We start from the raw sequence: 21298 nt of genomic DNA, 5'->3' as shown, positions 1-21298 counted from the left end.
CGGGGGTCGTACGGGAGGGTGGCTACTGCCCGTCCGCAGGGGCGGTCTGCTGGACGCCGAGCAGCACGGCGTCGCGGCCGTCCTCCTCGGCGAGCTGGACCTTGACCGTCTCCCGCAGCGACGTCGGGAGGTTCTTGCCGACATAGTCGGCACGGATGGGGAGTTCGCGGTGACCGCGGTCGACGAGGACCGCGAGCTGCACGGCGCGGGGGCGGCCGATGTCGCCGAGCGCGTCGAGTGCGGCGCGGATCGTGCGGCCGGAGAAGAGCACGTCGTCGACCAGGACGACCAGGCTGCCCTCGATGCCCTCACCGGGGATCTCGGTACGCGCCAGGGCGCGCGCCGGGCGCATCCTCAGGTCGTCGCGGTACATCGTGATGTCGAGCGATCCCACCGGCATCTTCCGGCCGGTGATCTCTTCGAGTTTGTCGGCGAGCCGACGGGCGAGGAACACGCCTCGCGTCGGGATGCCGAGCAGCACCACGTCGTCGGCGCCCTTGGCGCGTTCGACGATCTCGTGGGCGATTCGGGTCAGCACACGGGCGATGTCGGGCGCCTCAAGAACGGGGCGTGCCGCGTTGCCGGTGTGGTCATGCTGTGCGTCCATAAGAAACGGACCTCCTTCTCCGCCTCACTGGACGGATCTTAAAGGACGTCGAAATTGCGTCATCCACGTTACCAGGGCTTGCACAGGGCTCCGGCAGCACCCCCGGGAGGTACCGGTCCGAACCATTCGGCTTGACGCATCCAAGTAACGCTGCGTAACCTCACAGTGAGTTACCAGCCACGCGGCGGAGCCGCAGAATGTTCCAGCGTCCGGGGAGCCTTATGTCCAGCGAATACGCAAAACAGCTCGGGGCCAAGCTCCGCGCCATCCGCACCCAGCAGGGCCTCTCCCTCCACGGCGTGGAGGAGAAGTCGCAGGGCCGGTGGAAGGCCGTCGTGGTCGGTTCGTACGAGCGCGGCGACCGTGCCGTCACCGTGCAGCGCCTCGCCGAGCTGGCGGATTTCTACGGGGTCCCGGTGCAGGAGCTGCTGCCGGGTACGACTCCGGGCGGGGCCGCCGAGCCGCCGCCGAAGCTCGTCCTGGACCTGGAGCGCCTCGCCCACGTCCCGCCGGAGAAGGCCGGACCGCTGCAGCGCTACGCCGCGACGATCCAGAGCCAGCGCGGTGACTACAACGGCAAGGTGCTCTCGATCCGCCAGGACGACCTGCGCACGCTGGCCGTGATCTACGACCAGTCGCCGTCCGTGCTCACGGAGCAGCTGATCAGCTGGGGTGTGCTGGACGCCGACGCGCGTCGCGCGGTCGCCCACGAAGAGGGCTGAGCCCCTCGGCCCAGCGGGCCTCCCAGGAGAGCCCTACAGCAGAAACGTACCGCCGGGCGGGCGGGGCACCACTGGGTGCCCCGCCCGCCCGGCGTTCTCGTTGCCCGGCCCCCGACGGAGGAAGAGCCGTCCGCGCGGGACATGACGAAGGGCCCACGGTCGCACGACCGTGGGCCCTTCGTCGGCAGAACGCCGCCGGAGACTACTGTTCCCGGCGGAGATTCGGCTTGAGGTCCTTGAAACGGGCCAGCAGGCCGTTCACGAAGGACGGTGAGTCATCGGTGGAGAACTCCTTGGCGAGCTGGACCGCCTCGTCGATCACCACGGCGTCCGGGGTCTCGTCCATCCAGATCAGCTCATACGCACCGAGCCGCAGGATGCTCCGGTCGACGACCGGCATACGGTCGATCTCCCAGTCCACGGCGTAGGTGACGATGAGGTCGTCGATCCGGTCCGCGTACTGCGCGTACCCCTCGACGAGCTCCATCGTGAATTCGCCGACCGGCGGCTGACGGTCGTCGGTCCGCGAGTGCCGAACCCAGTCCGCGAGGACCGTCTGCACGGACTCACCGCGCTGGTCGGCCTCGAAGAGGATCTGGAAGGCGCGCTTGCGGGCCTTGTTCCGAGCAGCCACGGTTAGCTGTTCACCCGGCCGAGGTAGTCGCCCGTGCGGGTGTCGACCTTGATCTTCTCGCCGGTGCTGATGAAGAGCGGCACGCCGATCTCGTAACCGGTCTCCAGGGTGGCGGGCTTGCTGCCACCGGTGGAGCGGTCGCCCTGGACGCCCGGGTCGGTGTGCTGGATGGTCAGCTCGACCGCGGCGGGCAGCTCAACGTAGAGCACCTCGCCCTCGTGCTGGGCGACGGAGGCGGTGAAGCCCTCGATCAGGAAGTTGGCGGCATCGCCGACAGCCTTGCGGTCGACCATCAGCTGGTCGTACGTGTTCATGTCCATGAAGACGAAGTACTCGCCGTCCATGTACGAGAACTGCATGTCGCGGCGGTCAATGGTGGCCGTTTCGACCTTCACACCGGCGTTGAACGTCTTGTCGACGACCTTGCCGGAGAGCACGTTCTTGAGCTTGGTGCGCACGAAGGCGGGGCCCTTGCCGGGCTTGACGTGCTGGAACTCGACGACGGACCAGAGCTGGCCTCCGTCGAGCTTGAGCACCAGGCCGTTCTTGAGGTCGTTCGTGGAAGCCACGGTTGCGGAATCTCCTGGACTGAAGCTGGTGGAACGGCCAAGGATGCGCGCTAGAGCGCGAGCAGCTCCTTGGTCGTCATGGTGAGTAGCTCGGGTCCGCCGTCCGCCTCGGGGCGCACGACGAGCGTGTCATCGATCCGGACACCGCCCCGGCCCGGGAGGTGAACCCCCGGTTCGACGGTGACCGGCACACAAGCGTCCAGTTTACCCATGGCCGTCGGTGCCAATTGCGGGTCCTCGTCGATTTCGAGGCCCACCCCGTGACCGGTCCATGGTACAAGACCCTCTCCGTGGCCCGCTCGGTCCAGTACCTGACGGGCCGCGCGGTCGACGTCGCGATAGGCGGCGCCGGGGGTCAGGGCTTCACGTCCGGCCCGCTGAGCGGCGAAAACGAGGTCGTACAGCTCGATCTGCCAGTCCGCCGGCGCGGTGCCGATGACGAACGTGCGGCCGATCTCGCACCGGTAGCCGCGATAGTTCGCCCCCAGGCAGACGGAGAGGAAATCGCCTTCCTCGACCCGGCGGTCCGAGGGCCGGTGCCGCCCCTGGCCCGAATTCGGACCGGTGGCGACGGATGTCTCGAAAGCCGGACCGTCCGCGCCGTGGTCGACCAGACGGCGCTCCAGCTCCAGGGCGAGGTGACGTTCGGTACGGCCCACGAGGATCGATTCGAGGAGTTCACCGAGGGCCTGATCGGTGATCTCGGCGGCGATCCGCAGACAGGCGATCTCCTCCTCGTCCTTGACGATCCGCAACTGCTCCACGGTGCAGCCCAGATCGCCGAGGCGGAGCCGGGGGGCGACCGAGCCGATGGCCCGGTGGCGGGCGACCGTCAGATCGTGCTCCTCGACGGCGAGGGAATCCGCGCCCGAGGACGTCGCCAGATCGGCGGCGGCGACGACCGGGTCGCCGTCCGAAGCGGGCAGCACGGACAACCGCAGCGCTTCGTCGGGCCGCCCGTGGGTGGGATCGCCCGTCGGGGCCCGGGGGCAGAGCAGCACGTCCTCGGCGGCGCCGAGCAGCAGCACGGCGCCGGGAGGCGCTCCGCCCGCGAGATAGCGGACATTGGCGGGGCGGGAGACCAGGGCGGCCGCGGACCCGACGGCGGCGCACCGGTCGCGGAGCAGCCCGCGTCGGACGGCGTACACCTCTGACATGCTCCGAGCGTACGAGCGGGGGCGGAGCTTCGCCCGGTCAGCGCATCCGACCGGGGGGCGCGTCACCGGTGCCCTACCATGCGGGCGGGCTGGCTATCGACCGGGCGAGCACGTCGTCCAGGACCCGGGCGGTGGTCTCGACGTCGTACGTGGAGTTGTCGATGATCGGCAGGCCGGAGCCGTACCAGCCGGCCATCCGGCCGTGGATCCGGGCGACTTCCTCGTCGGAGAGGCGACGGTTGCCGCTGCGGGCCGCGTTGCGCTCCAGGACGATCTCCAGGCCGGGCAGCAGGACGACGGGCAGCAGTCCGGGGCCGACATGGCGCTTCCAGCCGCCGAGACCGACGACGGGCCGGTCCGGGAAGACGGCGTCGTCGAGGATGCAGGAGATGCCGTTGGCCAGGAAGTTACGGGCGGCGAAGCCGCAGGTGCGGCGTGCGAGGCGGTACTGCGCCTCGGAGTGGTCGTTCCACCCGGCCTGCGGGTCGGCGAAGCCGGAGCGGACCCATTCGCGTACGTCGTCGAGGGAGACATGCGCGGTGGGGACTCTGCGGCGGGCCGCCCAGAGCTTGGCGACCGTGGTCTTTCCGGCGCCCGCCGGACCGATCAGCAGGACGGCCAGGGTCGCCGCGCCGGTGCCGGCCTCGGCGGGGTACGCGGGCAGCGGTACGGGACCGCCCGGGGGCAGCTGCACATGTCCGGATGTCTCCCGCGAGCCGGGCGCGGGGGCGTGCCGCGGGGCAGGTGCCTGCTGGGGCGCGGGGGCGTGCTGAGGCGCGGGAGCGTGCTGGGGCGCGGGGCCCGGTCCATGGCCCAGGGGCGGGGGTATCGGTGGCCGCCCCGGAGGTCCGGGGTGGCCGGGGTGCTGAGCCTGGTGCGTCCAGCCGGCAGGTCCGTTTCCGGGTCCTTGGGGCGGCGGCAGCGGGGCTCCCACTGCGTGCTGCATCCGGTGCCACTCCGTCTCGTACAGGCAACTGGCGCTGATCGGACGGCCACCGTACCTTCCCGGGCCGTCACAGGGTGAACGGCCCGGGAACGCCCGAAGTGCCCGTCGGACACGCCCGGATGCGGCGGGTGTCAGTCCGTCAGTTCGTCGGCCAGGGCCCGCAGGGCGAGCCGGTAGGAGCCGATGCCGAACCCTGCCACGGTCCCGGTGGCCACGGGTGCGACCACAGAGGTGTGGCGGAATTCCTCCCGGGCGTACGGATTCGAGATGTGCACCTCGATCAGCGGGGCGGTGCGCTGGGCTGCCGCGTCCCGCATGCCGTACGAGTAGTGCGTGAAGGCGCCCGGGTTGAGAACGACCGGAATCGAACCGTCCGCGGCCTCGTGAAGCCAGCGGATCAGCTCGCCCTCGTCGTTGGTCTCCCGTACGTCGACGTCGAAGCCGAGTTCCTTGCCCAACGCCCGGCAGGTGTCCACGAGTCCGGCGTAGGACGTGGCACCGTACACGTCCGGTTCGCGGGAGCCGAGCCGGCCGAGGTTCGGGCCGTTGAGCACGAAGACCCTGCGGGTCACGCGGAGACCTCCCCGTAGGCGGCGAGCAGGACGGCCGGGTCCGGGCCCTCCATGACGGTGGGCTTGCCGAGGCCGTCCAGGACGATGAAGCGCAGCAGATCGCCCCGCGACTTCTTGTCGACCTTCATGTTCTCCAGGAGCTTGGGCCACTGGTCGCCGCGGTAGGTGAGCGGCAGTCCGACGGACTCCAGGACGGCCCGGTGGCGGTCCGCCGTGGCGTCGTCGAGGCGGCCTGCGAGGCGGCCCAGTTCGGCGGCGAAGACCAGACCGACCGAGACGGCCGCGCCGTGGCGCCACTTGTAGCGCTCGTTCTTCTCGATCGCGTGGGCCAGGGTGTGGCCGTAGTTGAGGATCTCCCGGAGTCCGGACTCCTTGAGGTCGCTGGAGACGACCTCGGCCTTGACCCGGATGGACCGCTCGATCAGTTCGGCGGTGTGCGGTCCCGACGGCGTACGGGCGCCCTCGGGGTCGGCCTCCACGAGGTCGAGGATGGCCGGGTCGGCGATGAACCCGGCCTTGATGATCTCGGCCATGCCGGAGACGTAGTCGTTGACCGGCAGCGAGTCGAGCGCGGCGAGGTCGCACAGGACCCCGGCCGGCGGGTGGAACGCGCCGACGAGGTTCTTGCCCTCGGCGGTGTTGATGCCGGTCTTGCCGCCGACGGCCGCGTCCACCATGCCGAGAACGGTGGTGGGCACAGCGATCCAGCGCACCCCGCGCAGCCAGGTGGCGGCGACGAACCCGGCCACATCGGTGGTGGCGCCGCCGCCGACGCCGACGATGACGTCGGTGCGGGTGAAGCCGGTCTGGCCGAGCGCCTTCCAGCAGTAGGCGGCGACCTCGACGGTCTTGGCCTCCTCGGCGTTCGGCAGCTGGATCGCGATGGCCTCGTAGCCCTGGCCCGCGAGATCCTGGCGGACCGCCTCACCCGTCTCGGCGAGCGCCTCCGGGTGCAGGACGGCGACGCGCTTGGCGCGGTCGCCGATGAGGTGGGGCAGCTCGCCGAGGAGCTGACGGCCGACCAGTACCTCGTACGGGTCGGAGCCCGCCGTTCCGGCGACCTGGATGCGGGTGGGGCCCTGCTGCGTCATGCCTGTCTTCTCCCCGCCGGACGGTGCGGGGTTCCCGCCCGCGCCCTCCGGCAGTTCCAGTACGTCGATGATCGCCTGGGCGACCTCTTCGGGGGTGCGTTCGTCGGTGGCGACGACAGTGCGGGCGACCTCTTCGTAGAGAGGACGGCGGGCGTCCATCAGCTCGCGCCACTGACGGCGCGGGTTGACCGCCAGCAGCGGACGCGCGGTGTTCAGCCCGACCCGTCTGACCGCCTCGTCCACGTCCATCGAGAGATAGACGACGGCGTGGTCCGCGAGCAGTTCGCGGGTCGTCGCGTCGAGGACGGCGCCGCCGCCGAGGGCGAGGACACCGGCGTGCCCGGCGAGCGCCGTGTGCACGGCCTGCCGCTCCAGCGCGCGGAAGTGCTCCTCACCCTCGTCGTAGAAGATCTCCGGGATCGGCTTGCCCGCGGTCGCCACGATGTCCGCGTCGGTGTCCCGGTAGGCGGTGCCCAGCCGTGCGGCGAGCAGTTCACCGACCGTGGACTTGCCGACGCCCATCGGGCCGACGAGGACGACCAGTGGGCCGCTCATCGGATCTGCAGGTGGTCGAGGTACGACTGCACATTGCGGTGGGTCTCGGGGACGCTGTCGCCGCCGAACTTCTCCGCGACCGCGTCGGCCAGAACCAGGGCGACCATCGCCTCGGCGACGATCCCGGCGGCCGGAACGGCACAGACATCGGAGCGCTGGTGGTGGGCCTTGGCCGCCTCGCCGGTGACCACGTCGATCGTGGCGAGCGCGCGGGGCACGGTCGCGATCGGCTTCATCGCGGCGCGGACCCGCAGCAGCTCACCGGTGGTCAGACCGCCCTCGGTGCCGCCGGAGCGGCCGGAGGCGCGCTTGATGCCGTCGGCGGTGGCCAGGATCTCGTCGTGCGCCTTCGAGCCCGGCACCCTCGCCAGGTCGAAGCCGTCGCCGACCTCGACGCCCTTGATGGCCTGGATGCCCATCAGGGCGGCGGCGAGCCGGGCGTCGAGCCGGCGGTCCCAGTGGACGTGCGAGCCGAGGCCGACCGGGACTCCGTACGCCAGCACCTCGACGACGCCGCCCAGGGTGTCGCCGTCCTTGTGGGCCTGGTCGATCTCGGCGACCATCGCCTTGGACGCGTCCGCGTCCAGGCAGCGCACCGGGTCGGCGTCCAGCTTCTCGACGTCGGAGGGCTCGGGGTAGAGGCCGTAGGGCGCCTTGGCCGCGGCCAGCTCGACGACATGGCTGACGATCTCGATGCCCGCGGTCTCCTTGAGGTACGAGCGCGCGACCGCGCCGAGCGCGACCCGGGCCGCGGTCTCCCGGGCGCTGGCGCGCTCCAGGATCGGCCGGGCCTCGTCGAAGCCGTACTTCTGCATCCCCGCGAGGTCGGCGTGGCCGGGGCGGGGGCGGGTCAGCGGGGCGTTACGGGCCAGCGCGGCCAGCTCGTCGGGGTCGACCGGGTCGGCCGACATGACCTGCTCCCACTTCGGCCACTCGGTGTTGCCGACCATCACGGCGACCGGGGAACCCATGGTGAGTCCGTGCCGGACCCCGCCGAGGAAGGTGACCTCGTCCTTCTCGAACTTCATCCGCGCGCCGCGGCCGTAGCCCAGCCGCCGGCGGGCGAGCGCGTCCGCCACCATCTCCGTGGTGATCGGGACACCGGCGGGAAGACCCTCCAGCGTCGCCACCAGTGCGGGGCCGTGCGACTCCCCTGCGGTCAGCCAGCGCAACCTGCTCAACGGTGCTCCTCATGCTCGCGCCCTGAAACTGCGGTGGCGCGGCCGGGTGCGCGGCCCTGGCCCGCCGCCCCCGATCCTCCCACGACCGGGGGCGCGAACCGGCAGCCGGTCCAGCAGACGGACGTTCCGGCCGCCCGAAGGGGGACGGTCCGGAGCCCGCCGCGCGGGAGTCAGCGGGCCGCGAGCGCCGCTTCCCCCGCGTGCCGCATGGCGGCGAGCGGGGCCGGAACGCACCCCGTCATCTGTTCGACCTGAAGCACCGCCTGGTGCACCAGAAGATCCAGACCTCCGATGACTGCGCCCTCGCGTATGGACCACGCGGAGGCGAGAGCGGTCGGCCAGGGCTCGTACAGCACGTCGAACAGCGTGCCGGGGGTCTCCGGTACGGCGGTGGCGAGGCCGTCCGTGGTCCCCGCCGGAGTGGTGGCGATGACGAGGGGCGCGCACAGCGCCCGCTCGCCCTCGGCCCAGTCGGCGATCCTGACATCGACGCCGAGCCGCTCGCCCCAGGCCCGCATCTCGGCTCCGCGCTCACGGCTGCGCACATAGGCGGTGACCGGCCCGGTGCAGATCTCGGCGAGTGCCGCGAGGGCCGAGGAGGCGGTGGCTCCGGCGCCGAGGACGGCGGCGGATTCGACCTTCTCGACCCCGCGCTCACGCAGCGCGGCGATCATGCCCGGGATATCGGTGTTGTCGCCGACGCGGCGGCCGTCCTCGGTGCACACGACCGTGTTGACGGCCTCGACAGAGGAGGCCGTGTCACTGACCGCGTCCAGCAGGGGAATGATCGCCCGCTTGAGCGGCATGGTGAGCGAGAGCCCGGCCCAGGAGGGGTCCAGCCCTTCGACGAACCCGGGCAGCGCCGCCTCGTCGACCTCGAAGCGGTCGTAGGACCAGTGGTCGAGGCCGAGTTCCGCGTACGCGGCCCGGTGCAGGGCCGGGGAGAGCGAGTGGGCGATCGGCGAGCCGAGCACGGCGGCCCGGCGCGGCTCAGTCGAGCGCATCGAACTTGGCCTTGAGCTCCAGGAATGTGTCGTAGTCCTTGGCGAACTCGGTCTTGTGCTGACCGTCGGTCGCCACGAAGTACAGCCAGCCGTCCGTCGTCGGATTCAGAGCCGCCGCAAGGGCCTCGACACCGGGGTTGCTGATGGGGCCGGGGGGCAGCCCCTTCCGCGTATAGGTGTTGTACGGGTCCATGTTCTTGTTGATCTCGGTCGCACTGATGTTGATCTTGCTCTGCTTCCGCAGGTAATTGAAGCTGGAGTCGAACTGGAGCTTCTGCTGCGTCTCGACAGTGCTGGGCTTGAGACGGTTGTAGACGACCTCGGTCATCTTCCGGAAGTCCTCGTGCGTCTTGCCCTCCACCTGGACCAGGCTGGCGGCAGTGAGCACGGCCCAGGGGCCGGCGAGGTTGTACGTCTTGGCGGCACCCTTGAGGTCGAGCTTGTCGTACTCCTCGTTGGCCCGCTGGACCATCCGCTTCAGGGCGTCCTCGGGCTTCGAGCCCTTGGCGACCGGATAGGCGGCCGGGAAGAGGAAGCCTTCCAGCGGATCCTTGATGTCCGGATCGTCGTCGGCCCAGTCCGGCAGCCCGAGACTCTCCGCCTTCGTCTTGGCGACTTCGGCGGTCGAGCCGTCCTTCAGGCCGAGCCGCTTGTCGATCTTCGCGTAGACCGTCACATTGCGGGTGCCCTCAGGAATGACCAGCGCGTTCTGGCTCTTCGGATCCAGCATCAGCCTCACGGCGCTGTCCGCGGACATCTCCTTCTTCAGGAGATAGACACCCGCCTGAAGGGACTTCCCCTTGGGGTTGCTGTTCTGGGCCGAAACGAAAGCGTCGACCGACTTGACGACACCCCGCTTCTTCAGGATGTTCGCGATGTCGGAGCCGAGAGAACCCTTCGGGATCTCCACCTCGACCGAGTCGGACCCGCCGCCCGCGTAGTCGGGCGCCGCGCCGAACTGGTTCTGCCAGAACGAGTAGCCGATGTAGCCCACTCCGCCGAGGCCGCCGACGAGGACGACCGAGACGACCAGGCAGGCGCAGCCGCTGCGGTTCTTCTTCTTGCCCTTGCCCCGGCGCTCGTTCCCGCCGCGGCCGCCCCGTCCTCCCCCACGCCGTGACTCGCGCGGGTCGTCGTCGTACTCGTCATCGTCGTCGCGGGAGCCCCGGTCCTCGCCGCCGTCCCGTCCGGCCGGCTCGTCCGCGCCGGTGAAGAACGGGTGTGTCTCCTCCTGCGGCGCGTCCGGGTCCCAGTCGGGCGACTGCTGCTCGGGCACGGCCTCGCGCCGGCCCGGAGGCTGCGGCGGCGGGTACGCCTCGGGGGTGCCGTAGTAGTCGTGCGATTCGCCGTAGCCGCCGGGCTGCTGCGCGTACGGGTCCTGGGGCTGGGCCCCGTACGGCATCGCGGCCTGCTGGCCGGTGTCCCAGCCGCCGTTGTACTGCGGCTGCTGCGGGTGCTGGGGCTGCTGTTGTTGCTGCTGCGCATACGGATCCTGCTGAGCGCCGTACTGCTGTTGCTGGTGCTGCTCCGGATGCTGCTGGTACGGCTGTTGCTGTTGTTGCGGCTGCTGCTGCTGCGGGTACGACGGCTGCTGTTGCTGCTGGGCGTACGGGTCCTGCTGATAGGGCTGCTGGCCGCCGTACTGGCTCTGGCCGTGGGCAGCCTCCTGGCCTCCCCATCCCTGGTCCCCGTACAACGGGTCCTCGGGATGCCACGGTTCGGAGCCAGGGCCCCGGCCATACTCAGTCATCGATCCCCTAGAGCCGCGAGACGATGTTCCGCCTCTTCGCTTCGCTGTGCGGTTTGTTCGAACACCGCCGCATCGCGCGGAACGTTACCGTATCGCGATCAGACAACCACTTCGACGCCCTCACCCGGGGGATTACCTGACGCCCGTTCGGACTCCAGAGCGTTCTGAAGGATCACCACAGCGGCAGCCTGGTCGATGACAGAACGCCCCTTCTTGGACTTCACGCCCGAGGCGCGCAGCCCCTGAGTCGCCGTCACTGTGGTCATCCTCTCGTCCACCAGGCGCACCGGAATGGGTACGACCGAGCGAGCGAACACCTGCGCGAAGGCGCGGACCTTGGCGGCCGCGGGGCCCTCGCCACCGCCGAGGGAGCGCGGCAGGCCGATGATGATCTCGATCGGCTCGTACTCCTCGACGATCTGCCCGAGCCGCCGGTGGGCGGCCGGGACGTCACGTCCCGGCACGGTCTCCACCGGCGTGGCGAGAATCCCGTCGGGGTCGCACGAGGCGACCCCGATCCGGGCGTCCCCGACGTCGACGGCGAGTCGGCGTCCACGGCGCATCCGCGTCATTTCCGGCGTCATGCCGTCTCGGTGACGAGGCGTTCGACAGCGGCCACGGCGTCGCCGATGGCGCCCGGGTTCGTACCGCCGCCCTGGGCGACGTCCGGCTTGCCGCCGCCACCGCCACCGAGGGTCTTGGCGGCCGTACGGACCAGGTCGCCCGCCTTGAGGCCGCGCTCGCGGGCGGCCTCGTTGGTGGCGATGACCGTCAGCGGCCGGCCGTTGGCGGTGGTGAACAGGGCCACGACCGCCGGGCGGCCGCCCTGGATGCGTCCGCGGACGTCCAGGACGAGCTTGCGCAGATCGTCGGCCGAGGTGCCGTCCGGCACCTGGCCGGTGACCAGGGCGACGCCCCGTACGTCCTTGGCGGACTCGACGAGTCCGGCGGCGGCCTGGAGGACCTTCTCCGCGCGGAACTTCTCGATCTCCTTCTCAGCGTCCTTCAGCTTGCCGAGCATCGAGGAGATCTTCTCGGGCAGCTCCTCGGCGCGGCCCTTGACCAGCTCCTGGAGCTGGGCGACGACCGTGTGCTCCTTGGCCAGGAAGTTGTACGCGTCGACGCCGACGAGGGCCTCGATGCGGCGCACCCCGGAACCGATGGACGATTCGCCGAGCAGCTTCACCAGGCCCAGCTGGGCGGTGTTGTGGACGTGCGTACCGCCGCACAGCTCCTTGGAGAAGTCGCCGATCGTGACGACCCGGACCCGCTCGCCGTACTTCTCGCCGAACTCGGCGATGGCGCCCTGCTTCTTGGCCTCGTCGATGGACATGACCTCGGCCTGGACATCGAGTTCGCGGGAGAGAACCTCGTTGATCCGCTGCTCGACGTCGGTCAGCACCGTGCCGGGTACGGCGGCGGGCGAGCCGAAGTCGAAGCGGAAGCGGCCCGGCGAGTTCTCCGAACCGGCCTGGGCGGCCGTCGGGCCCAGCGCGTCGCGCAGGGCCTGGTGCGTGAGGTGGGTCGCGCTGTGGGCGCGGGCGATGGCGCGGCGGCGGCTGTTGTCGATGGCGGCGTGGACGGAGGCTCCGACCGTCACCTCGCCGACCTGGACGACACCCTTGTGCACATGGACGCCGGGGACCGGCTTCTGGACGTCGCGGATCTCGATGACGGCGCCCGTGTCCAGCCTGATCCGGCCCTGGTCGGCGAGCTGGCCGCCGCCCTCGGCGTAGAACGGGGTGCGGTCGAGGACGACCTCGACCTCGTCGCCCTCGGTGGCGGCGGGCGAGGGCACACCGTCGACGAGGAGGCCGACGATGGTGGACTCCCCCGCGGTGCTGGTGTAGCCGGTGAACTCGGTGGCGCCGGAGTTGTCGGCCACCTCGCGGTAGGCGGACAGGTCGGCGTGACCGGTCTTCTTGGCGCGGGCGTCGGCCTTGGCCTTGTCCCGCTGGTCCTGCATGAGGCGGCGGAATCCGTCCTCGTCCACGGACAGGCCCTGCTCGGCGGCCATCTCCAGGGTGAGGTCGATCGGGAAGCCCCAGGTGTCGTGGAGCAGGAACGCCTTGTCCCCGGCGAGGACCTGGCCACCGGCGGCCTTGGTCTCGGTGACGGCGGTCTCAAGGATGTTGGTGCCGCCCTTGAGGGCCTTGAGGAAGGCGGCTTCCTCGGCGAGGGCGACGGTCTCGATGCGCTTGCGGTCGGTGATCAGCTCCGGGTACTGCAGCCCCATCGTGTTGATCACGACGTCGACCAGATCATTGACGACCGAGCCGGTGGCACCCATCAGCCGCATGTTGCGGATGGCGCGGCGCATGATGCGGCGCAGTACGTAGCCGCGGCCCTCGTTGCCGGGGGTGACGCCGTCGCCGATGAGCATCACGGACGTACGGATGTGGTCGGCGACCACACGCAGCGAGACGTCCGTGCCCTGCTCGGCGCCGTAGCGCACGCCGGTCAGCTCGGTGGCCTTGTCCATGACGACGCGCAGGGTGTCGGTCTCGTACATGTTCTGTACGTCCTGCAGGATCATGGCGAGGCGTTCGAGACCGAGGCCCGTGTCGATGTTCTTCGACGGCAGGTCACCGAGGATCGGGAAGTCCTCCTTGCCGTCACCGGCGCCCCGCTCGTACTGCATGAAGACCAGGTTCCAGATCTCCACGTACCGCTCGTCGTTGACCGCCGGGCCGCCCTCGACACCGAACTCAGGGCCGCGGTCGTAGTTGATCTCGGAGCAGGGGCCGCAGGGACCCGGGACGCCCATGGACCAGAAGTTGTCCTTCTTGCCCAGGCGCTGGATGCGCTCGGCCGGCACGCCGATCTTGTCGCGCCAGATCTGCTCGGCCTCGTCGTCGTCCAGGTAGACCGTGATCCACAGACGCTCGGGGTCCAGACCGAAGCCACCCTCCGCCACGGGGCTCGTCAGAGCCTCCCAGGCGTAGCCGATGGCGCCTTCCTTGAAGTAGTCCCCGAAGGAGAAGTTGCCGCACATCTGGAAGAACGTGCCGTGCCGGGTGGTCTTGCCGACCTCTTCGATGTCCGGCGTACGGACACACTTCTGCACGCTGGTGACGCGCGGGGCGGGCGGCTTGACCTCGCCAAGGAAGTACGGCTTGAACGGGACCATGCCCGCGGGGACGAGCAGCAGAGTCGGGTCGTCCGCGATGAGCGACGCCGAAGGGACGACGGCATGACCGCGCTCCTCGAAGAAGCTCAGCCAGCGGCGGCGAATTTCAGCCGACTCCATTAGTGGTCCTCATTCCGGTTGTACGAGTTGTAGGGGAGCTTGCGGTGGTGGGAGCCGTCGCCCGCCCGTTCGGCGGGGTCGGCCGCCTCGACGGCGAAGTGGCGCTGCACGGGGAGGTCGGGGTCGACCGGTGCGTCCAGGCCCAGGGCGCCGCCCAGTTCGGCTTCGCGCCGGACCATGCCGTCGCGCACGTCGAGGGCGAAGTCCTTGAGCTTGTGGCCGGTCTCGATCGCCTTGTCGGCGGCCTGTGCCGCGAGGCTCTCGGGCGTCAGCTGCTTGAGCTTGCGGTTGACTTTGGTGGTGGCCCAGACGCCGGCGGCGGCGCCGGCCGTGAACCAGAACGTACGGCGGAACATCGCAGCGTCAGTCCTTCTGTCCGCGGGAGCTTCGGCCGTTGCGCTTCCTGCCTCGCGCGGACGGCACGGTACGGCCGACGATCACGGTGCGACGGGAGGAGCCGCGGCCCCTGCGCTCCCGCTCCGGTTCGGGCTCGGGAGCGGTCCTGCGACCGATCGCCTGCCGTACGCCGTAGCCGAACGCGGCCACCTTGACCAGTGGCCCGCCGAACGTCGACGCGACGGTGGTGGAGAGCGCGGAGGCGTTGGAGGTGACCTCCTGGACATCCGTCGCGATGGCGTCGACCTTGTCGAGCTGGGTCTGCGCGGAGCGCACGGTCGCGGAGGCGTCGGCGAGCAGCGGGACGGCCTGTTCGGTCACGTCCGCCACGAGTTTCGTGGTCGCCCTGAGCGTCTGGGCCAGCCTCGCCAGCACCACGGCGAGGAACGAAACCAGGATCGCCCAGAAGACGGCCACCAGGATCCCGGCCACCTCTCCACCGGACACAGTGCACCGCTCTCTGCTTGTCGCTCGCCCCTGTCGGGACTTGTCTCCGCATCACACGTCCGACCGCTGTCAGCGCAGCCAATCGTCGTCCCACGACCCTATCGCGCCGCGCATCTCCAGCCGTACCGCATAACAGTGCGGGGCGGGAGTTGGCATAACGAGATTGTACGGAGAGCTTTCAAGCCAGTACTCTGCGTGTTTTATGCGACGCCTCCAGCGCCCCTTTCCCAGCTCCGGCGAACCGGGACCCCGCCCCGCCGCGGGCGGCAACCTCCCGGCGGAACTGAACAGATTCGTGGGCCGCGACGCCGAGCTGGCCGAGCTGGGGCGGCTCCTGGAGGAATCCAGACTTGTCACGATCGCCGGAGTGGCGGGCGCCGGGAAGACCCGGTGTGCCACGCGGGTCGGCGCACTGTTGGAGAAACGGTACTTCGACGGGGTCTGGATCGCCGAGCTGTCCGCCATCCACGACCCCGAACTGCTGGAACACGCACTGGTCGAGGCACTGGGCCTCACCGATCACACCAGCAGACCGCCCCGGGTCACCCTCGTCGAGCACCTGGCCGAGCGCCAACTGCTGCTGGTGATCGACGGCTTCGAGCACCTGATCGACGCCTGCGCCGCACTCGTACGGGAACTGCTGCGCCGGGCCCCCCGGCTCCAGGTGCTCGCCGCCGGGCGCCGCCCGCTCCAGGTGGACGGTGAACTGACGTTCCCGCTCGCGCCGATGACCGACGAGGACGCCGTGGAGCTGTTCACGGAACGGGCCCGCGCCGTACAGCCCGGATTCCGGCCGACGGACGGGAACAGGGAGGCGACGCTGGAGCTCTGCCGCCGCCTCGACGGGATTCCGCTCGCCCTGGAACTGGCCGCCGGGCGGCTGCGGGCGCTCTCCGTCGATCAGGTACTGGTGCGCCTGGACGACCGGTTCCGGCTGCTGACCGGGGGCAGCCGCAGTGCGCTGGCCCGCCACCAGACCCTCCGTACGGCCATCGGCTGGAGCCATGAGCTGTGCGCACCCGAGCAGCGGCTGCTGTGGGCGCGGCTCTCGGTCTTCGCCGGGCAGTTCGACCTGGAGGCCGCCGAGTACATCTGCGGTAGCGCCGACCTGCCGACCGAGTCGGTGCTCGATGTGCTGGACGAACTGCTCGCCCAGTCGGTGGTGCTGCGGGAGGACTCCCCGGCGGGCACCCGGTACCGGCTGCTGGACACGGTGCGCGAGTACGGCGCCGAGTGGCTGACGGCCACCGGGGACACCCAGCGGCTGCGGCGCAGGCACCGGGACTGGTTCCTGGGGCTGGCGACCTGGTGCGAGCTGGACTGGTTCAGCCCGCGGCAGGTCGAGGTGGCGGCCCGCATCGACTGCGAACTGCCCAACCTCCGACGGGCGATGGAGTGCTCGATGGAGAGCCCCGAAGAGGTTCATCTGGCCCAGTACCTGGCGGGCACGCTCTGGTTCTACTGGGTGGGCTGCGGCCGGCTCTCGGAGGGCCGGCACTGGCTGGATCACGTACTGGAGGAAGGGACACCGCACGATCCGTCGCGGCTCAAGGCGCTGTGGGTCCTCGGCTACGTGGCGGTTCTGCAGGGGGACGCCGTCGGCGCGATCTCGGCGCTGCACGAGTGCCGGGAGGAGGCGGAGCGGTCCGGCGATGCCACGGCGACGGCCTACGCGGTGCACCGGACGGGGTGCCTGGCGATCGTCACGGACGACATGCCGCGCGCCGAGGAACTGCTGCGCGACGCGCTCGGCCGCTACCGCGAGCTGGGTGAGCTGAACAGCAATGTGCTGATGGCCCAGATCGAGCTGGCGATGGCGGTGGCCTTTCTCGGCGATCTGGAGGGCGCCGCCGTGATCTGCGACGAGGTCAGGGAGATCTGCGAGGACCACGGGGAGCGGTGGGCGCTGGCCTACGCGCTGTACGTCCTGGCCTACGCGGCGCTGCGGCGGGGCGAGACGGGCCGGGCCCGGCGGATGCTCGGGGAGTGTCTGTCCATCGGCCGCGCCTTCAACGACCTGCTGGGCACCGCCCTCTCGCTGGAGCTGATGGCCCTGGTCACGGTGGTGGAGGGCGACCCCGCGGAAGCGGCGGTGCTGCAAGGGGCAACGGAGCGGATCTGGCCGTCGGTGGGGCTGCCGTTGTTCGGGTCGGCGTACTACGGCAGGCCGAAGGCGGAGTGCGAGGAGCGCGCGCGCCGTGAACTGGGCGACGCGGCGTACACCTCGGGGCTGCGCGCCGGGGGCCGGCTGGATCTGGACGCGGCGGTGTCCCGGGCGCTGACCGGCGGGTCCCGGGAGCACGCGGGCACGCAGGGGCTGGGCAGCGTACCGGCGCCCGGGGAAACGCGAAGGCCCGCCACCTCCCGTACAACAGGGAGGGGCGGGCCGGAGCGCTGGTGAGAGCGGCTACGCCTGGATCAGCGGGCGTAGTACTCGACGACGAGCTGCTCGTCGCAGATCACCGGGATCTCCTTGCGGTTCGGGTCCCGGTCCAGGCGGAAGGCCAGGGCCTTCAGGTTCACCTGGAGGTAGCGCGGGGTCTCACCGTCGGTGTCGTAACCACCCTCGCGGGCCACCTGGAAGGGGACCTTGGTGCGGCTGCGCTCGCGGACCTGGACGACGTCGTCGGGACGGACGCGGAACGACGGCTTGTCGACCTTGCCACCGTTGACCTCGATGTGACCGTGGACGACCATCTGACGGGCCTGGTAGATGGTGCGGGCGATGCCCGAACGCAGGACCAGGGCGTCGAGGCGGCGCTCGAGCTCGACGACCAGCGCCTCGCCCGTCTTGCCTTCGGCCTTCTTGGCGCGGTCATAGGCGCGCGCCATCTGGCGCTCGCTGATGTCGTACTGCGCACGCAGGCGCTGCTTCTCCAGCAGACGGACCTTGTAGTCCGAGTTCTGCTTGCGGCCACGGCCGTGCTCGCCCGGCGGGTACGGACGCGCTTCGAAGTACTTGACAGCCTTGGGCGTCAGAGCGATGCCGAGGGCACGCGACTTCTTGACCTTGGGACGCGACTGGTTAGGCACGTTCTCCAGACCTCCGTTGTAGGTTAGGTTAGGCTTACCTTACTCAAGGAGATCGCATGTCTCGCCCTGGGAACACCACTCACGTCACGGACAGCACAGACAGCGGCAGCGCACATGAAGGCGCTGCTACGACGGAAGGCCGATCTGATCGTGGTCAGCCGCGTCCCAGCGGGCTTGAAAACACTCGGATGCCGTCAGCAGCCGAGCGCACACGAACTCTCGTACAGAGTACCCGCTCCGCCGTGCTGGTCGTACCGGGGCTCGATGTGGCCCGTACCGAGCAGCTGATCCCCGACACCCGCGGCGTGGGACCCGAGGGCGATCTGTTCCTCGCGTTCCCCGCGGATTCCCCCGTCGTACGGGCCGCGACCCATGCCCAGGGCGACGAGCTGACCGCCGTGCTGGAGATCACGGATGTCGCTCCGGTCTCCGTCCCGCACCGCGTCCGCGGCCGCGCCTGGGTCTCCGGCTGGCTCACCTCCGTACCCGGCCTCGCCGAACCCGGCCGGATGATGCTGCGGCTGGAGTTCGCGGAGGCGTACGTCGACGACCTCTGGGGCGCCGAGAACATCGAGCCGGAGGACTTCCGGGACGCGGCGCCCGACCCGCTCGTCGTCCACGAGGCCGAACTGCTCCAGCATCTGCACGCGGCGCACGGCGAACAGCTGCGGACACTGTGCGGGCTGCTCGGCGAGCGCACCGCCGACACCTGCTCCGCCCATCAGCCCGCCGCCGTCCCGGTCGCCCTCGACCGCTTCGGACTGCGGGTCCGTTTCGTCGAGGACCGGGGGGCCTGCTTCGACGCCCGGTTCGAGTTCCCCGAGCCCGTGCGGGATGTCGGCGAACTGCGCCGCGCCATGCACACGCTCTTCGAAGCGGCGTCCCACTGAGACCGCCCGCCCGGCACGATCCGCGTGACCGGGGTGATCGGGGTGATCCGTCATCAGGACGGTCCGCGTGATCGGGGTGATCCGTCATCAGGACCGTCCGCGTGATCGGGGTGACCCGCTTCGGGCGCGGGCCGGTCAGGCGGATCCCGCGCCGTCCGTCCCGCCGTCGGCGCCGGCCCGCCCGAGCCGCTCGCGGACCCGGTCCGCCACGTCGGCGTACCGCGCCTCGGCGCCGTACCGCGTGGGGGTGTAGTACCGCTTGTCGCGGACGGCGTCCGGGGCGTACTGCTGGGCGGCGATGCCACCGGGCACATCGTGCGGATAGACATAGCCCTGGGCGTGCCCCAGCTTGGCCGCGCCCTGGTAGTGGCCGTCGCGCAGATGGGCCGGGACGGGGCCGGCCAGGCCCTTCCGTACGTCCTCCTGGGCGGCGAAGATCGCCAGGGTCGCCGCGTTGGACTTGGGTGCCAGGGCCAGCGCGATCGTGGCGTGGCTGAGGGTCAGCGCCGCCTCCGGGAAGCCGATCATCGCGACGGCCTGTGCCGCGGCCACCGCCGTCGGCAGCGCGGTCGGATCGGCGAGCCCGATGTCCTCGCTCGCGGAGATCATCAGCCGCCGGGCGATGAACCGGGGGTCCTCCCCCGCCTCGATCATCCGGGCCAGATAGTGCAGCGCGGCGTCGACGTCGGACCCGCGGATGGACTTGATGAGGGCGCTGGCCACGTCGTAGTGCTGGTCGCCGTCCCGGTCGTACTTCACCGCGGCGCGGTCGACGGTCTCCTCGACCGTCCGCAGGCTGATCTCCGGCTCGTGCGTGGCCAGCGCGGCCCCCGCCGCCGCCTCCAGCGCGGTCAGCGCCCGCCGGGCGTCGCCACCGGCGATGCGCAGCAGATGCGCCTCGGCGTCCTCCGACAGGGTCACCGCGCCGCCCAGCCCGCGTTCGTCGGTCAGGGCCCGGCGCAGCAGGGCACGCAGATCCTCGTCGGTCAGCGGCTCCAGGGTGAGCAGCAGCGAGCGCGACAGCAGCGGGGAGATGATCGAGAAGTACGGATTCTCGGTCGTGGCGGCGATCAGGGTCACCCAGCGGTTCTCCACGGCGGGGAGCAGTGAGTCCTGCTGGGCCTTGGAGAAGCGGTGGATCTCGTCGAGGAAGAGAACGGTCTCCTTGCCGAAGCCACCGGTGGCCCGGCGCGCCCCCTCGATGACGGCCCGGACCTCCTTGACGCCCGCGGTGATCGCGGAGAGCTCGACGAAGCGCTTGTTGGTGGCCTTGCTGACCACGTACGCCAAGGTCGTCTTGCCGGTGCCGGGCGGGCCCCAGAGGATCACCGACGACGGGCCGGCGGGTCCGCCGCTCCCCTCACCGACGAGGCGGCGCAGGGGCGAGCCCGGCTTGAGCAGATGCTGCTGGCCGACGACCTCGTCGAGGACACGGGGACGCATCCGGACAGCGAGGGGGCTGCTGGACGGGTCCTTCTCCTGGCGGTCTTCGGCGGCTGCGGTAAAGAGGTCGGGCTCCACGATGTGAAGCCTATGGCACCGCACTGACAACGCCGCCGGGCCGGGTCGTCCCCCGCCCGGCCGGGGGCGGCGCCGGTCAGCTGGTCCAGAAGTCCCACCAGCGGGTCAGGATCAGCATGCCGATGATGCCGATCCAGAGCACCGGCGGAACCCAGTGGAACTCCGTGAGGCCGTTGCGCAGCCAGTTGGGCGCGGGGAGGATTCGGTGCTTGATGTTGTGCGTGGTCATGTAGCAGAACATGAAGATCGTGGCGACCCAGGCGAGGCAGCACCACAGGCAGAGCGAGTTGATGTTGTACAGCGACTGGTACTGGAGCCACGTGCAGAAGCCGACGCCGAACAGCGTGCCCGCGTTGAGGCCGAGCCAGAACCAGCCGCGGAAGCGTGCTCCGGCGAGCAGTCCCACGCCGATGCAGATCACCATCGCGTAGGTGACGAGCCCGAGCATCGGGTTGGGGAAGCCGAAGGCGGCCGCCTGCTCGCTCTTCATGATGTTGCCGCACGCGACGACCGGGTTGAGGCTGCAGCCGGGGGTGAAGCTCGGGTCTTCCAGCAGCTTGAACTTGTCGATCGTGATGACCCAGGCGGCGAGCAGTCCGGCCGCACCGGTGATCACCAGCAGCAGTGCGAACGCGCGACTGCCGCCGATGGTCCTCTTCCCGCCGTCCTCTTCCTGGTGCGAGGAGGGATGATCTACCGCTGCAGTCGTCATATCGCCGTTCCATCAATGAGTAACCAGCCGGGCACGGTCATTGTGCCGCACCGCTGTACTGGGCATCCGTTCGATGGACATAAAGGTGTACGCGCACGGGCCACGCGGCACCGCTGCCCGCGAGATGCCCGACGGTCGGGGCGGACTCGCGGTGGCTGTAATTCCGCGACGGCGTCGCGGTATCGGTGGCGCCCGGCAGTGTGACTTCGCGCCCGCCGGGTTGACGGTACGCGGGACGGTGACGCACTTCGCGACCGGCGC

20 protein-coding genes are annotated in these 21298 nt (G+C 70.3%); 3 read left to right on the top strand and 17 right to left on the bottom strand.

Going from position 1 to position 21298, the window contains the following annotated elements:
* Positions 1–22: 22 nt before the first annotated feature.
* Entirely contained in the window at positions 23–607 is a 585-nt protein-coding gene (gene pyrR / locus OG413_RS25110) for a bifunctional pyr operon transcriptional regulator/uracil phosphoribosyltransferase PyrR (RefSeq protein WP_266808956.1), read from the bottom strand.
* A 221-nt stretch (positions 608–828) separates the two neighbouring features.
* Here pyrR and bldD point away from each other — a divergent pair, with 221 nt between their 5' ends.
* Positions 829–1329, top strand: a complete 501-nt coding sequence (gene bldD / locus OG413_RS25105) for a transcriptional regulator BldD (RefSeq protein WP_014044812.1) — start codon at positions 829–831, stop codon at positions 1327–1329.
* 202 nt (positions 1330–1531) lie between these two features.
* Here bldD and nusB read toward each other — a convergent pair whose 3' ends face one another.
* The 13 genes from nusB to OG413_RS25040 all read right to left on the bottom strand — a co-directional run bounded on the left by nusB (position 1532) and on the right by OG413_RS25040 (position 14866).
* The gene (gene nusB, locus OG413_RS25100; RefSeq protein ID WP_073729486.1) at positions 1532–1963 is read right to left on the bottom strand and encodes a transcription antitermination factor NusB; all 432 of its coding nucleotides are present in this window, start codon (positions 1961–1963) and stop codon (positions 1532–1534) included.
* Between the two features lie 2 nt (positions 1964–1965).
* A complete protein-coding gene (gene efp / locus OG413_RS25095) occupies positions 1966–2532 on the bottom strand; it encodes an elongation factor P (protein ID WP_266808955.1) in 567 nt (188 codons plus the stop codon).
* Between the two features lie 50 nt (positions 2533–2582).
* On the bottom strand, positions 2583–3689 hold the full coding sequence (locus tag OG413_RS25090) for an aminopeptidase P family protein (RefSeq protein ID WP_266808954.1): 1107 nt from the start codon (positions 3687–3689) through the stop codon (positions 2583–2585).
* A 73-nt stretch (positions 3690–3762) separates the two neighbouring features.
* Positions 3763–4635 (bottom strand): Pro-rich N-terminal domain-containing protein, encoded by an 873-nt coding sequence (locus tag OG413_RS25085; RefSeq protein ID WP_266808953.1) that lies wholly within the window; start codon positions 4633–4635, stop codon positions 3763–3765.
* A 131-nt stretch (positions 4636–4766) separates the two neighbouring features.
* The gene (gene aroQ / locus OG413_RS25080; protein ID WP_266808952.1) at positions 4767–5207 is read right to left on the bottom strand and encodes a type II 3-dehydroquinate dehydratase; all 441 of its coding nucleotides are present in this window, start codon (positions 5205–5207) and stop codon (positions 4767–4769) included.
* The gene (gene aroB, locus OG413_RS25075; RefSeq protein ID WP_266808951.1) at positions 5204–6853 is read right to left on the bottom strand and encodes a 3-dehydroquinate synthase; all 1650 of its coding nucleotides are present in this window, start codon (positions 6851–6853) and stop codon (positions 5204–5206) included. The genes aroQ and aroB overlap by 4 nt, the downstream gene beginning before the upstream one ends.
* Complete coding sequence (gene aroC / locus OG413_RS25070; RefSeq protein ID WP_266808950.1) at positions 6850–8034, bottom strand: chorismate synthase; 1185 nt, start codon at positions 8032–8034, stop codon at positions 6850–6852. Before aroC ends, aroB begins: the two co-directional genes overlap by 4 nt.
* Positions 8035–8204: 170 nt before the next feature.
* Positions 8205–9038 carry a shikimate dehydrogenase gene (locus tag OG413_RS25065; RefSeq protein WP_266808949.1) on the bottom strand — a complete coding sequence of 278 codons (834 nt, stop codon included), beginning with the start codon at positions 9036–9038 and terminating at the stop codon, positions 8205–8207.
* The gene (mltG, locus tag OG413_RS25060; RefSeq protein WP_266808947.1) at positions 9025–10788 is read right to left on the bottom strand and encodes an endolytic transglycosylase MltG; all 1764 of its coding nucleotides are present in this window, start codon (positions 10786–10788) and stop codon (positions 9025–9027) included. The genes OG413_RS25065 and mltG overlap by 14 nt, the downstream gene beginning before the upstream one ends.
* Before the next feature lie 98 nt (positions 10789–10886).
* On the bottom strand, positions 10887–11372 hold the full coding sequence (gene ruvX / locus OG413_RS25055; RefSeq protein WP_266808945.1) for a Holliday junction resolvase RuvX: 486 nt from the start codon (positions 11370–11372) through the stop codon (positions 10887–10889).
* Positions 11369–14038: an alanine--tRNA ligase gene (gene alaS, locus OG413_RS25050; protein ID WP_266808943.1), complete on the bottom strand. Its 2670-nt coding sequence runs from the start codon at positions 14036–14038 to the stop codon at positions 11369–11371. Before alaS ends, ruvX begins: the two co-directional genes overlap by 4 nt.
* Positions 14038–14394 carry a DUF6167 family protein gene (locus OG413_RS25045; protein ID WP_266808941.1) on the bottom strand — a complete coding sequence of 119 codons (357 nt, stop codon included), beginning with the start codon at positions 14392–14394 and terminating at the stop codon, positions 14038–14040. The genes alaS and OG413_RS25045 overlap by 1 nt, the downstream gene beginning before the upstream one ends.
* A gap of 7 nt (positions 14395–14401) precedes the next feature.
* Positions 14402–14866, bottom strand: a complete 465-nt coding sequence (locus OG413_RS25040) for a DUF948 domain-containing protein (RefSeq protein WP_266810352.1) — start codon at positions 14864–14866, stop codon at positions 14402–14404.
* Between the two features lie 217 nt (positions 14867–15083).
* On the opposite strand from OG413_RS25040, the gene OG413_RS25035 reads away from it, so the two are divergent.
* Positions 15084–17282: an AAA family ATPase gene (locus tag OG413_RS25035; RefSeq protein ID WP_266808939.1), complete on the top strand. Its 2199-nt coding sequence runs from the start codon at positions 15084–15086 to the stop codon at positions 17280–17282.
* Between the two features lie 17 nt (positions 17283–17299).
* Here OG413_RS25035 and rpsD read toward each other — a convergent pair whose 3' ends face one another.
* Positions 17300–17914, bottom strand: coding sequence for a 30S ribosomal protein S4 (gene rpsD, locus OG413_RS25030; RefSeq protein ID WP_015607373.1), 615 nt, complete (start codon positions 17912–17914; stop codon positions 17300–17302).
* Between the two features lie 188 nt (positions 17915–18102).
* Here rpsD and OG413_RS25025 point away from each other — a divergent pair, with 188 nt between their 5' ends.
* A complete protein-coding gene (locus tag OG413_RS25025) occupies positions 18103–18804 on the top strand; it encodes a DUF2470 domain-containing protein (protein WP_266808935.1) in 702 nt (233 codons plus the stop codon).
* 135 nt (positions 18805–18939) lie between these two features.
* Here OG413_RS25025 and OG413_RS25020 read toward each other — a convergent pair whose 3' ends face one another.
* Both OG413_RS25020 and OG413_RS25015 read right to left on the bottom strand, forming a co-directional pair.
* Positions 18940–20325: a replication-associated recombination protein A gene (locus OG413_RS25020; RefSeq protein ID WP_266808933.1), complete on the bottom strand. Its 1386-nt coding sequence runs from the start codon at positions 20323–20325 to the stop codon at positions 18940–18942.
* A gap of 76 nt (positions 20326–20401) precedes the next feature.
* Complete coding sequence (locus OG413_RS25015; RefSeq protein ID WP_266808932.1) at positions 20402–21037, bottom strand: vitamin K epoxide reductase family protein; 636 nt, start codon at positions 21035–21037, stop codon at positions 20402–20404.
* Positions 21038–21298: the final 261 nt, after the last annotated feature.

Origin of the sequence: Streptomyces sp. NBC_01433 (assembly GCF_026340105.1) — a bacterium.
GTDB lineage: Bacteria > Actinomycetota > Actinomycetes > Streptomycetales > Streptomycetaceae > Streptomyces.
Note: the sequence above shows the minus strand (reverse complement) of the source record. Positions and strands in the feature narration are given on the sequence as shown.